Annotated in this window: 10 protein-coding genes and 1 pseudogene; 7 read left to right on the top strand and 4 right to left on the bottom strand. The window is 72.6% G+C overall.

The genetic code is table 11. The features are described 5' to 3' along the window. Together PKE44_RS07845 and modD are read right to left on the bottom strand one after the other, a co-directional pair. The coding region (locus PKE44_RS07845) for a DnaJ family domain-containing protein (protein ID WP_324549797.1) at positions 1-364 on the bottom strand (364 nt) is incomplete at its 3' end. Positions 365-408: 44 nt separating this feature from the next. After that, positions 409-1,254: a ModD protein gene (modD, locus tag PKE44_RS07840; RefSeq protein ID WP_324549795.1), complete on the bottom strand. Its 846-nt coding sequence runs from the start codon at positions 1,252-1,254 to the stop codon at positions 409-411. 243 nt (positions 1,255-1,497) lie between these two features. Between modD and PKE44_RS07835 the strand changes: the two genes are divergently transcribed. The 4 genes and pseudogenes from PKE44_RS07835 to PKE44_RS07820 all read left to right on the top strand — a co-directional run bounded on the left by PKE44_RS07835 (position 1,498) and on the right by PKE44_RS07820 (position 6,480). Continuing rightward, entirely contained in the window at positions 1,498-2,292 is a 795-nt protein-coding gene (locus PKE44_RS07835) for a 3-hydroxybutyrate dehydrogenase (protein WP_324549799.1), read from the top strand. Positions 2,293-2,407: 115 nt separating this feature from the next. Further along, a pseudogene (locus PKE44_RS07830) lies at positions 2,408-3,381 on the top strand (patatin-like phospholipase family protein). Between the two features lie 20 nt (positions 3,382-3,401). After that, positions 3,402-5,525 (top strand): NAD(P)/FAD-dependent oxidoreductase, encoded by a 2,124-nt coding sequence (locus tag PKE44_RS07825; protein ID WP_324549793.1) that lies wholly within the window; start codon positions 3,402-3,404, stop codon positions 5,523-5,525. Positions 5,526-5,676: 151 nt separating this feature from the next. Further along, positions 5,677-6,480 (top strand): LysR family transcriptional regulator, encoded by an 804-nt coding sequence (locus PKE44_RS07820; protein ID WP_324549791.1) that lies wholly within the window; start codon positions 5,677-5,679, stop codon positions 6,478-6,480. A 109-nt stretch (positions 6,481-6,589) separates the two neighbouring features. On the opposite strand, the gene PKE44_RS07815 is transcribed toward PKE44_RS07820, so the two are convergent. Further along, positions 6,590-6,988 carry a hemerythrin family protein gene (locus PKE44_RS07815; protein WP_324549789.1) on the bottom strand — a complete coding sequence of 133 codons (399 nt, stop codon included), beginning with the start codon at positions 6,986-6,988 and terminating at the stop codon, positions 6,590-6,592. A 205-nt stretch (positions 6,989-7,193) separates the two neighbouring features. Between PKE44_RS07815 and PKE44_RS07810 the strand changes: the two genes are divergently transcribed. Continuing rightward, complete coding sequence (locus tag PKE44_RS07810; RefSeq protein WP_324549787.1) at positions 7,194-7,391, top strand: hypothetical protein; 198 nt, start codon at positions 7,194-7,196, stop codon at positions 7,389-7,391. A gap of 136 nt (positions 7,392-7,527) precedes the next feature. Here the strand turns inward: PKE44_RS07810 and purL are convergent, their stop codons facing one another. Beyond that, positions 7,528-11,403 carry a phosphoribosylformylglycinamidine synthase gene (gene purL, locus PKE44_RS07805; RefSeq protein ID WP_324549785.1) on the bottom strand — a complete coding sequence of 1,292 codons (3,876 nt, stop codon included), beginning with the start codon at positions 11,401-11,403 and terminating at the stop codon, positions 7,528-7,530. A gap of 182 nt (positions 11,404-11,585) precedes the next feature. Between purL and PKE44_RS07800 the strand changes: the two genes are divergently transcribed. Both PKE44_RS07800 and PKE44_RS07795 read left to right on the top strand, forming a co-directional pair. After that, a complete protein-coding gene (locus PKE44_RS07800) occupies positions 11,586-12,284 on the top strand; it encodes an HAD family hydrolase (protein ID WP_324549783.1) in 699 nt (232 codons plus the stop codon). Next, positions 12,272-12,772, top strand: a complete 501-nt coding sequence (locus PKE44_RS07795; RefSeq protein WP_324549780.1) for an MOSC domain-containing protein — start codon at positions 12,272-12,274, stop codon at positions 12,770-12,772. Before PKE44_RS07800 ends, PKE44_RS07795 begins: the two co-directional genes overlap by 13 nt. Positions 12,773-12,880: the final 108 nt, after the last annotated feature.

Here is a 12,880-nt window from a genome sequence, read left to right as displayed (position 1 = left end):
CCCCGTGCGTCATCTTCCCCACCAGCCGCTCCCAGTACGCCTGCTCGATGCGCAGATCCCGTCCGGTTGCGCCGAGCCGGGCGCGCAGCAGGTGCAGGCGGGCGATGGCCAGGCGGCGGGTCGGGTCGTCGGTGGCGGGGTCGGTGATTGCGGCTTCGAGGTCGGCGATGTCGCGGCGGGCGAGCACTTCGGGCGGGGCGTAGCCGGCGTTCTTGAGGATGCGGTAGGCGGCGCGCAGCTCGGGCGGGATCATCGAGTCGTCGTCGAGCACCAGCGGCTTGCCGTTGCCGGGCAGGTTCTCGAAGGCGCCCTCGCGCTGGGCCTGCAGGATGCGTTCTTCGGCGATGCGATCGAGGCAGTCCATCGGGCGTCTCCTGCGATCGGGTGGGCGGAGCGGTCGCCGGCGGATCAGCCGGCGGCTTCGAGGGTCACGGCCACGTCCCTCGGCGGGGCGTGGTAGGGCGCGGAGGTGACCAGCACGTCGGCGCCGGTGGCGGCGTAGGCGGCGGCGTTCGCCGGGTTGATGCCGCCGGCGGCCAGCAGTTGCGGGCGCGGGCGGCCGAGGCGGGCGATCAGTTCCGAGATGGCGGCGGGCTCGAATTTTTCGAGCTGCAGGCCGTCGAGGCCGAGCGCGGCGAGCGCCAGTGCCTCGTCGATGTCGCTGACCTCGGCGACGATGCGCCGCTCCGGGTATTCGCGCTTCAGCGCCGCGAGCCGCCCGGCCAGTTCCGCGGCCGGCACGAAGCAGCGGTGCTCGGCGAACACCAGCACCGAGTCCGACAGCCCGAGCCGGTGCGGCGTGGCGCCGCCGGCGACGATGGCCTTGACCGCGAGCCGGCGCGTGCCGGGCACATTCTTGCGCGTGCAGGCGATGCGCGGCTCGCAGCCGACGCCGCGCACGGCGGCGACCAGCGCCGAGGCACCGCTGGCGATGCCCGAGGCGATCTCGACCAGCGTCTGTGCCGTCTTCCAGGCCCGGTGCAGGCCGGCGGCCGGGCCGTGTGCGCTGAGCAGTGGCGTTTTCGCCGCGACCGCCGCGCCGCTGTCGACCCGGCGCTCGACCGTGCAGCCGCACAGCTCGAACAGCCGCGCGGCTTCCTCGATTGCGCAGACCGTCATCGGCTGGCGGGCGGCGAAGTGCGCGCGCCCGGGCGTGCGGCCGATGCCGAGGCCGTGCGTGGTCAGGTCGAGATAGGGCACGTCCTCGTCGAGCCAGCGGGCGAGTTCGGTGTCGGGCAGGTCGGCAAGACTCATGTTCGGGACCCGGAAGGTGCAGGGAAGGCCGGCAGCGTACACCGCGGCCGGCCGCGTCCGCGCGTGGCCGGTCTGCGGGATGTCGCGGTCGCGCTCGCGGGCCGAAACGGCGGGGAATCGGCAAGTCGCTGTTCTGAAAGCAGGATATGACCTGGCATGCGGCTCGCTCCGGGGGAATCGAGGTGTACCGATACACCCGTGCCCCGATACCACCCGCCCCCAGGAGTCCCGAGCATGTCCCCGATGTCTTCGCACAACCCCAACACCCCCGTCGCCGTCGTCACCGGTTCCACCAGCGGCATCGGCCTCGGCATCGCGCGCAAGCTCGCCGAGCACGGCCACGCGCTGGTGCTGAACGGCCTGAGCACGCCGATGGAAGCCGATGCGCTCTGCACGCAGTTCATGGCCGATTTCGGCGTCGAGGCCGTGTTCAGCGGCGCCGACCTGCGCAAGCCCGAAGGCGTGGCCGAGCTGATCGACACCGCGACGATGCGCTTCGGCCGCCTCGACGTGCTGGTCAACAACGCCGGCATCCAGCACACGGCGCCGGTGCAGGAGTTCCCGGTCGAGAAGTGGGACGCGATCCTCGCGCTGAACCTGAGCGCGGCCTTCCACGCGATCCGCCTGGCGCTGCCCGGCATGCTCGATCGCGGCTTCGGGCGCATCGTCAACATCGCCTCGGTGCACGGCCTGGTCGGCTCGGCGCACAAGGCCGCCTACGTCGCGGCCAAGCACGGCATCGTCGGCCTCAGCAAGGTCGTGGCGCTCGAAACCGCCGGGCTCGGCGTGACCTGCAACGCCGTCTGCCCCGGCTGGGTGCTGACGCCGCTGGTCGAGAAGCAGATCGCCGATCGCGCCGCGGTCGAGGGCATCGGCATCGAGCAGGCAGGGCGCGAGCTGCTGGAGGAGAAGCAGCCTTCGGGGCAGTTCGTGACGCCGGAGCAGCTCGGCGAGCTGGTGGTGTTCCTGGCCTCGGGCGCCGCGGCGCAGCTGACCGGGCAGGCGCTGGCCGTCGACGGCGGCTGGACGGCGCGCTGATCGCATTCCCGATACCCGACTGCGGGTTCTGTGCCCTCTCTCCCGCGAGGGGAGAGAGGGGGCTGAAAGCGCAGGCGTCCGGCACGTTCCGGCAGACGCGAGGAGAAAACCCGACATGACCGCCAACCCGCAAGACGGCATTCACCGCATCAACATCGCGCTGCAGGGTGGCGGCGCACACGGCGCCTTCACCTGGGGCGTGCTCGACCGGCTGCTGGAGGACGGGCGGCTGCTGATCGACGGCATCAGCGGCACCAGCGCCGGCGCGATGAACGCCGCGGTGCTCGCCTACGGCCTCGCGCGCTGCCGGCGTACTCGCCGATGCAGCCGTCGTGGTTCGACCGCTGGATCGGCAACGGCGGCATGGAGTGGTCGCCGGCGTATTTCGTGTTCGACACGCTGACGCGCTTCTTCTCGCCGTACCAGCTGAACCCGATGAACACCAATCCGCTGCGCGACGTGCTCAATGCCGTCGTCGATTTCGACGTGCTGCGCCGCGCGCAGGACGTGAAGCTGTTCCTGTGCGCGACCAACGTCCGGCGCGGGCGCATCCGCGTGTTCGAGACGCACGAGATCGGCCCCGAGGCGGTGCTGGCCTCGGCCTGTCTGCCCTTCCTGTTCCAGGCGGTCGAGATCGACGGCGAGCACTACTGGGACGGCGGCTACATGGGCAATCCGCCGATCTACCCGCTGATCTACGGCACCGACAGCCGCGACGTGCTGATCATCCGCATCAACCCGATCGAGATCCCCGAGGTGCCGAGGACGGCGCGCGAGATCATGGATCGCGTCAACACGCTGTCCTTCAACAGCTCGCTGATGCGCGAGATGCGCGCGATCGGCTTCGTCACCAGGCTGATCGACGAGGGCGCGCTCGACCCGGCGCAGTACAAGCGCCTGCGCATCCACTCGATCGACGCCGAGGAGCGCATGGCGCAGCTCGGCGTGTCGAGCAAGCTCAACGCCGACTGGCGCTGGCTCTGCGAGCTGCGCGAACTCGGCCGGCAGAAGGCGCAGCAGTGGCTGGCCCGGCACTTCGGCGATGTCGGCGTGCGCTCGTCGACCGACGTCGCGACGATGTTCCTGTGAACGGCGAAGGAGGCACGACCATGCACGTCCACGCTGAAACCTTCGCCCGCGCCACGCGCGCGCTGCGCGAACACCGCTCGGCACGCAAGCTCGCGCGTGTCCTGCATGCGCTGCAGAAACCCGCCGCGGCACTCTGGCCGTTCGCCGAACTCGGCGTGCGTCTGGCGCTCGCGCAGGTCTTCCTCGTCTCGGGCCTGCTGAAGCTCGCCGACTGGCCGACGGCGCTCAGGCTCGCGACGTTTGAATATCCGGTCGACTGGCTGGCACCGGCGACGGCCGCCGTGCTCGGCGTCACGGCCGAACTGCTCGGCGGGATATTGCTGGCAGCGGGCCTGGCGACGCGCGCCGCGGCCGTGGCGCTGATCGCGCTGACGCTGGTCATCGACCTCGAATACCGCGCACTCGCCGAGCACCGCGACTGGCTCGTGCTGCTCGGCGGCTGGCTGCTGCTCGGCGCCGGGCCGCTGTCGCTCGACCGGCTGCTGGCGCGCGGGCTTTCGAGCAGCGCGCTGCCGGGGGCGGCGCGCCTGCAGGCAGGGCTGGCGGCCGTGAGCGCGGCCGGTGAGGCGCCGTGGCTGCTCGTCCTGCGCGGCTGGCTGGCGTGGCGGGTGCTCGATACGCAGTGGCCGGGCTTCAGCGGCGCGCCGCTCGCCGGTGCCTGGCCGTGCCTGCTCGGCGCGGCGCTGGTGCTCGCCGGGCTCGGCACGCGGCTGTTCGCACCGGCGCTGCTGCTGATCTTCGCAGCCGCGTCGCTGCCGGACTTCGGCTGGCTCGCCGGCCTCGCGCTGCTGCTCGCGCTGCGCGGCGCCGGTGCGTGGTCGCTCGATGGCCTGATCGCGGCGGCGATCGAACGGCGCGCACCGCGCCTGTCGGCGCTGCCGGACGAGGTCGTCGACGGCCTGCCGCAGGTCGTCGTCGTCGGCGCCGGCTTCGGCGGACTGGCGGTGGCGCGGGGGCTGGCCGAGGCGCCGTGCCGCGTGACCGTCGTCGACAAGCGCAACCACCACCTGTTCCAGCCGCTGCTCTATCAGGTCGCGACCGCGACGCTCGATCCGTCCGACATCGCCACGCCGATCCGCGAACTGCTGCGCACGCAGGACAACGCCCGCGTGCGGCTCGGCGAGGCCGCCGGCGTCGATCGCGACGCACGCCGGCTCCGGCTCGCCGATGGTTCGACGCTGCCGTATGACTTCCTCGTGCTCGCCACCGGTGCGCGCCACAGCTACTTCGGACGCGACGACTGGGAACCGTACGCGCCGGGCCTGAAGCAGATCGACGATGCCACCGCGATCCGCCGGCGCATCCTGCTCGCCTTCGAACGCGCCGAGACCAGCACCGATCCGGTCGAGCGCGCCCGGCTGCTCACCTTCGTGATCGTCGGCGGCGGTCCGACCGGCGTCGAGCTGGCCGGCTCGATCGCCGAGCTTGCGCATCACGGCCTGAGCGGCGAGTTCCGGCACATCGATCCGGCCGCGGCGCGCGTGATCCTGATCCAGGCCGATGCGCGCGTGCTGCCGGCCTTCCCGGAGGTGCTGTCGGCGCGGGCGCAGCGCGACCTCGAACGCCTCGGCGTCGAGGTGCTGACCTCGGCGCGCGTCGAGGCGGTCGATGCCGACGGCGTGCTGGTGTCCGGCACGCGCATCGGCGCGCGCGCGGTGTTCTGGGCCGCCGGCGTCATGGCCTCGCCGGCGGCGCAGTGGCTCGGGCTCGAAGCCGACCGCGCCGGGCGCGTGCCGGTCGCCGCCGATCTGTCGGTCGAGGGCTGGCCGGGCGTCTACGCGATCGGCGACACCGCCGCGAGCCTCGGCTGGAACGGCCGGCCGGTGCCGGGGCTGGCACCGGCTGCGAAGCAGGGCGGGGCGTATGTGGCCACGGCGATCCGCGCCCGGCTCGAAGGCCGCGATGCGCCGGCGCCGTTTCGCTACGTGCATCAGGGCAGCCTCGCGACCATCGGCCGGCAGTCGGCGATCGCCGACTTCGGCCGCGTGCGCCTCGCCGGCGGGCTGGCGTGGTGGCTGTGGGGCGCGGTGCACGTCGCCTTCCTCGCGCAGCTGCGCAGCCGCGTGTCGGTCGCGATCTCGTGGTTCTGGGCGTACCTGACCTTCCGCCGCGGCACGCGGCTGGTGACCGGCGGCGACGGCTGACAGAGGCGTTGCATGGAAAGTCCGGAACGCCCCGCTGCAGGCAGCCGGCGGGGCGGCCGGCATGCAGGACGGCATCGGTCGCGCGATGAAATCTGCCGCCGGCTGACGCATGCTGCGGCAGACCGATTCGCGCACGGGCTCCCGCCGATCCATGGATACGCAACTGCTGCGCACCTTTCTGGAAGTCGCCCGCACCCGCCACTTCGGCCGGGCCGCGGCGGCGCTGTACCTGACGCAATCGGCGGTCAGCGCCCGCATCCGCCAGCTCGAAGATGCGGTCGGCGCGCCGCTGCTGGAGCGCAACCGCCGCGAGGTGCGTCTGACCGCGGCCGGCGAGCGCTTCGCCGGACATGCGGCCGAACTGCTGGCGAGCTGGTCGCAGATCTGCCGCGAGGCCCGGCTTGCCGCCGGCAGTGGCGACGGCATCACCCTCGGCGCGCCGGCGGCGCTGTGGGAAGGAGGGCTTGCCGAGGCGCTGGCCCTGCCCTTCGCCGCGCAGCCGGCGCTGGCGCTTGATGCCGTGACCGCGCCGCCGGCCGTGCTCGTGCAGCGCGTGCTCGACGGCACGCTGGATCTGGCCTTCGTCAGCCAGCCGCCGGCCGGCGAGGGGCTGGCGACGCGGCTCTACGGCGTGCAGGAATGGCTGCTGGTGGCCGGCACCCGTGGGGCCGACGGTCCGATCGACATCGAGGCCGGCCCGCCGCTGCCGGATGCCGGCGAGGCTGCGTCGTCGCCGCGGCGCGTGGCATCGGTACCACTGGCGCGCGAGCTGCTGCTGCACGGCGGCGGTCCGGCCTGGCTGCCGGCGGCGCTGGCGGTGCCGCTGCTCGACGCCGGCCGGCTCACGCGCCTCGATGAGGTGGGTATCTGCCGGCTGTCGATCCACGCCCTGCACGCGCGCCGTTCCCCTCGGCTGGTGACGGTACTGGCGCTGCTGGAGCAGCCGCAGGCCTGAGCGAAGCGGCACGGGGCGGAGCCGGCGTTGCGAGGAACGGCAGAGGAGCCCGGAGTGTCCGGCAGCCGCTCGTGCCGGGGAGGGCGCGCGGTTCAGGAATCGCCCGCTTTCAGCTTTCCCCGCAGGCCTTCAGATGCGCCGCCAGCGCCGCATCCATGGTCGCGACGTGCTGCTCCAGCCATTCGGCGAAGCCTTCGGCGAGGTAGGCGCGCAGCATTGCCGGGCGGCCGCGCGCCAGCGACGAGGCAAAGCGGCGCAGGTCGCCGAGCACGCGCCGGTGCTCGGCCTGATGCTCGGGCGTGCTCGGGCAGGCGCTGGCCTGCATCCTCGCTTCCTCGGCGGCGAAGTGCGCCTCGGTGTGGCCGATCAGTTCGGCGAAGCGCGGGGCGAGCTGATCCTGCGGGCACTCCTCCAGCGCGCGCGCCAGCGCCAGACACTCGGCGTGCGTGCGGTCCATGGCTTCGATGCCGAGGGCATGTCGTTCGGGCTGCCAGAGGTAGCGGCTCATGATCGGGGCTCCGGAGTCGGGGGAAGAGGACGTGCCGAGACTCGCACGGGCCCGGGACGGCCGGCATGCGCAGGATCAGCCATCCGCTGCAATCCCGGCAGCGGAGGGAACGCCGGGGCCTGTCTACGCTCCGCAGCAGGCAGGTGCCGCACGGCGCGGCCCCGATCGCCCCGAAGAAGATCACCCCGAGAAGGAGAACACCGCGATGTCGACCCCGATGCGTCTGTCCGCGCTGCTGCTGGCCATGCTGGCCTCAGCGGGCGTGCATGCCGATTCCTCGTGCACGGCCACCAACGACAACCAGGACCAGCAGTGCGCCACCAGCTGTCCGTCCGGCCAGACGGCGCGCTGCGCCAACGGCTCGGGTTCGTCGGCGCCGAAGTGCGAGTGCGAGAGCAACTGATCCCGCCGCAGCCGCCGGAATCCGTTTTCTCCTTCTTTCCCTCGTCCCTTCAGCCTTCTCCCGCGACGAAAGAGGGCTGAAGGAGACGTGCCGGCAGAGTCCGGCGGATTCCGGCGGATTCAGGATGCCCAGCCGCTCAGCCCAGCCACTTGCGCGCGTTCCTGAACATCCGCAGCCACGGTCCGTCCTCGCCCCAGCCGGCCGGGTGCCAGGAATGCTGCACGGTGCGGAACACGCGCTCCGGGTGCGGCATCAGGATCGTGACGCGGCCGTCGTGCGTGGTCAGGCCGGTGATGCCGGCCGGGGCGCCGTTCGGGTTCAGCGGGTAGGTTTCGGTCGGTTCGCCGTGGTGATCGACGAACTGCAGGCAGGCAAGCCCGGCCGACAGCACCTTCTTCGGGCCCGAGCCTTCGCGGAACTCGGCGCGGCCCTCGCCGTGCGCGACCGCGATCGGCAGCAGCGAGCCGGCCATGCCGGCGAGGAAGGCCGACGGCGATTCGAGCACCGCGACGCGCGCGAGCCGCGCCTCGAACTGCTCGACGCGGTTGCGCACGAAGCGCGGCCACAGGTCGGCGCCGGGGATGATCCCGTGCAGGTTCGACATCATCTGGCAGCCGTTGCAGACGCCGAGCGCGAGCGTGTCCGGGCGCGCGAAGAAGGCTTCGAACTGCTCGCGGGCGCGGGCGTTGAACAGGATCGACTTGGCCCAGCCTTCGCCGGCTCCGAGCACGTCGCCGTACGAAAACCCGCCGCAGGCGACCAGCGCGCGGAAGCCGGCGAGCTCGACGCGCCCGCCGAGGATGTCGCTCATGTGCACGTCGACGGCCGTGAAGCCGGCGCGGTCGAAGGCCGCGGCCATCTCGATCTGGCCGTTGACGCCCTGTTCGCGCAGCACCGCGACCCGCGGCCGGGCGCCGGTGGCGATGAAGGGCGCGGCGACATCGCTGGTCGGATCGAAAGTGAGCTGCACCGACAGGCCCGGGTCGGCGGCATCGCAGGCAAGCGCGTAGGCCTGGTCGGCACATTCGGGGTGATCGCGCAGCCGCTGCATCCGCCACGAGGTTTCCGACCACGCGGCGCGCAGCTCGCTGCGGCGCTGGTCGAGCACGGCTTCGCCGCCGTGCAGAAGCCGCAGCCGGTCGCCGGTGTCCGGGGCGCCGAGCACGTGCGTGCAGTCGCCGAGGCCGGCAGCGGCAAGCGCGCGCAGCACCGCGTCGCGGTCAGCGGCGCGCACCTGCAGCACGACGCCGGCTTCCTCGCTGAAGGCCGCCGCCAGCGGGTCGGCGTCGAGATCATCGAGCAGCACGGTCGCGCCGCAGCCGCCGGCAAAGCACATCTCGGCGAGCGTCACCAGCAGGCCGCCGTCGGAGCGGTCGTGATACGCGAGCAGCCGGCCGGCGGCGTTCAGCTGCTGCACGGCCGCAAACAGCGCGGCGAGGTCTTCGGGCGAATCGCAGTCCGGCACCGTGTCGCCGGTCTGGCCGTGGCACTGCGCGAGCGCCGAGCCGCCGAGGCGGTTCTTGCCGCGGCCGAGGTCGACGAGGATCAGGTCGGTGTCGCCGGCATCGGTGCGCAGCTGCGGCGTCAGCGTCGCGCGCGCATCGAGCACCGGTGCGAAGGCCGAGACGATCAGCGACAGCGGCGAGGTCACGCGCTTCGCCGTGCCGTCGGCCTCCTGCCAGCGGGTCTGCATCGACAGCGAATCCTTGCCGACCGGGATGGCGATGCCGAGCGCCGGGCAGAATTCCAGCCCGACCGCGCGCACGGTGTCGAACAGCCGCGCGTCCTCGCCCGGGTGGCCGGCCGCGGCCATCCAGTTGGCCGACAGCTTCACATCCCCGAGCTTGCCGATGCGCGCCGCGGCGAGGTTCAGGATCGCCTCGGCGACCGCCATGCGTCCGGAGGCCGGCGCGTCGAGCACGGCGAGCGGCGTGCGCTCGCCCATCGCCATCGCCTCGCCGGTGTGGCCGTGGTAATCGGTCAGCGTCACCGCGCAGTCGGCGACCGGCACCTGCCACGGGCCGATCATCTGGTCGCGCGCGACCAGACCGGTGACGGTGCGATCGCCGATCGTGATCAGGAAGGACTTGTCGGCGACCGCCGGCAGGCGCAGCACGCGTCCGGCGGCCGAGGCGACCGTGACGCCCTCGAGCGCGAGCGGCCGGCCTGCGACGGCGATGCGCTGCACGTCGCGCAGCATCTTCGGCGGCTTGCCGAGCAGCACCTGCATCGGCATGTCGACCGGCGCGTTGCCGTGCAGCGCATCGCTGACGGTCAGCTGTCCGGCCTCGATCGCCTCGCCGAGCACCGCGTACGGGCAGCGTTCGCGCGCGGCGATGGCCTCGAACACCGGCAGGCGCGCGGCGTCGAGCGCGAGCACGTAGCGCTCCTGCGCCTCGTTGCACCAGATCTCCAGCGGCGACAGGCCGCGGTCGTCGGAGGGCACCTTGCGCAGCTCGAAGCGCCCGCCGCGGCCGGCGCCGTGCACGATCTCGGGCACGGCGTTGGAAAGCCCGCCGGCGCCGACATCGTGGATCGACAGGATCGGGTTGGCGTCGCCGAGCGCGGCGCAGCGGTCGATGACCTCCTGCGCGCGGCGCTGGATCTCGGGGTTGCCGCGCTGCACCGAGGCGAAGTCGAGGTCCTCGCTCGAAGCGCCGGTCGCCATCGACGAGGCCGCGCCGCCGCCGAGGCCGATCAGCATCGCCGGGCCGCCGAGCACGACGATGGCAGCTCCGGCCGGCACGCCGGCCTTGTCGATCAGCGCCTCGCGGATCGAGCCGTAGCCGCCGGCGATCATGATCGGCTTGTGATAGCCGCGCCGCTCGCCGTCCGGGCCGTCGAGCTCGAAGCTGCGGAAGTAGCCGCAGAGGTTCGGACGGCCGAACTCATTATTGAAGGCCGCCGCGCCGATCGGGCCGTCGAGCATGATCTCCAGCGCCGAGGCGATGCGCCCGGGCTTCGCCGGCGTGCCTTCCCAGGGCTGCGGCGCATCGGGCAGGTGCAGGTTCGACACCGAGAAGCCGCAGAGGCCGGCCTTCGGCTTCGAGCCGCGCCCGGTCGCGCCCTCGTCGCGGATCTCGCCGCCCGAGCCGGTCGCCGCTCCCGGGAACGGCGAGATCGCGGTCGGGTGGTTGTGCGTCTCGACCTTCATCAGGATGTGCAGCGGCTCGGCCGAGGTGCGGTACTCGGCCGTCTGCGCATCGGGGAAGAAGCGCTGCGCCGGGTGGCCGTCGATGACCGCGGCGTTGTCGTGGTAGGCCGAGCGCACGCCCGCCGGCGCGACGCGATAGGTGTTCTTGATCATGCCGAACAGCGACACCGGCTGCGTCTCGCCGTCGACGATCCAGTCGGCGTTGAAGATCTTGTGCCGGCAGTGCTCGGAGTTGGCCTGCGCGAACATCATCAGCTCGACATCGTTCGGGTTGCGCCCGAGCTGCGTGAAGTTCGTGACCAGGTAGTCGATCTCGTCTGCGGACAGCGCGAGGCCGAGCGAACGGTTGGCTGCGACCAGCGCCTCGCGACCGCCGCCGAGCACGTCGACGCTCGCCAGCGGCCGCGGTTCGGCCTGCGTGAACAGCACGGCCGGATCGTCGTCGTCGGCGAGCACGGCCTCGACCATGCGATCGTGCACGAGCGGCGCCAGCAGCGGACGATCGGCCGCGCCGGCGCCGTCGAACCACCAGGCGATGCCGCGCTCGACGCGGCGCACTTCATCGAGCCCGCAGGCGTGCGCGATGTCGGTGGCCTTCGACGACCACGGCGAGATCGTGCCCGGCCGCGGCACGACCAAGAGCAGCGGCGGCGTCGTCCCGGTGCGGGCTTCGAGCGCCGGACCGTATTCGAGCAGCTGCGTCATCACCGCCGTGCCGGCCTCATCGAGGCGGCCGTCGACGAAATGCACGTATTCGGCGTAGACGCCGCGCACCGCGGGCACGCGCGCCTGCACGGCCGCGAGCAGCTTGTCGCGGCGGAAGGCGGAAAGGGCGGGGGAACCACGGAAGCGCAGCATGGGCGATCGGCCTCTCGGCAAACGGCGGGGGGCGGGGCGGAAAAGGCGCGGAATTGTACCGGATGCGCCGCAGCACGGCGGTCCGCCCGGCGGGCACGCGCGCGCTGCCGTGCGCGGATTCATGCGAAAGTCACGCGCCCGGGGTCCCAACCCGTCGATCGCGTCCGACCGAGACCTGCGCCATGACCGTCGCCATCCGCGCCCTGAGCTTTGACCTCGACGACACGCTGTGGAACATCTGGCCGTGCATCGAGCGCGCCGAGGCGAAGCTGCACGACTGGCTGCTCGCCGGCTATCCGCGCATCGCCGCGCAGTTCGATGCGCTGGCGCTGCGCCGGCTCTGCAGCGACGAGGCCACCCGCGACCCGGCCATCGCCCACGACCGCAGCCTGATCCGCCGCCGCGGCCTGACGCGCGCCGCCGAACTCGCCGGTTACGCCGAATTCGCGCTCGACGAGGCGTTCGAGGTGTTCTTCGCGGCGCGCAACCAGGTCGAGTTCTTCGCCGATGCGCTGCCGGTGCTCGAACGCCTGGCCGCGCGCTACCCGGTCGTCGCGCTCAGCAACGGCAACGCCGATCTCGATCGCATCGGCATCGCACACCTGTTCGCGTTCCACCTGTCGGCGGCGATCGTCGGCACGCAGAAGCCGCATCCGGCGATGTTCGAGCAGGCCGTCGCGCGCCTCGGCCTGCCGCCGGCGGCGATCCTGCACGTCGGCGACGACCCGGAGCACGATGTCGAAGGCGCGCGCGCGGCCGGTCTGCGCGCGGTCTGGGTGCGGCGCGACGGGCGCGACTGGCCGCACGGACTCGCGCCGCCGGAGTTCGTGATTCACGACCTGCACGAACTCGAAGCCCTGCTCGCGACATGGCCGGGCTGAGCGGGCCGCTCGGGCAACTGCTGGCGACGCTGCCGCAGACCGGGCGCGTCGACTGGATCGGCCTGCGCCCGGCGCCGCGTGCGCCGATGCAGGAGGTCGATGCGGTGCTCGCCGAGGCCGGTCGCGGCCTGGCCGGTGACCGCTGGGCCGGCCGGCCCGACGGCGCACGCCAGCTCACGCTGCTGCAGGCCGAGCACCTGCCGGTGATCGCCGGCTGTGCCGGACTGGCCGCGGTCGAGCCGGCACGGCTGCGGCGCAATCTCGTGATTTCCGGCCTGAACCTGCTGGCGCTGAAGGGCCGGCGCTTCCGCCTCGGCGAGGCGCTCTGCGAATACAGCGGCCTGTGCCAGCCCTGCTCGCGCATGGAAGCCGCCCTCGGACCGGGCGGCTGGAACGCCATGCGCGGCCACGGCGGCATCACCGCGCGCGTGCTCGAAGGCGGCTGGGTTCGCATCGGCGATGCGCTCGCGGTCGAACACCTGCCGTGATTTGCTCCGGAGACAGCGCTGCTTGCCGTGACTCACGCCGCGCCCGGCCATGCTCGGGGCTCCGCCCAGACCTGGCCCTTGCGCCACGGAGTCCTGCATGTCCGCGAC

Source organism: Plasticicumulans sp. (genome assembly GCF_035331805.1).
Taxonomy (GTDB): domain Bacteria; phylum Pseudomonadota; class Gammaproteobacteria; order Competibacterales; family Competibacteraceae; genus Plasticicumulans.
The sequence above is the reverse complement of the archived record's forward strand: the minus strand, read 5'-3'. Positions and strand labels throughout refer to the sequence as shown.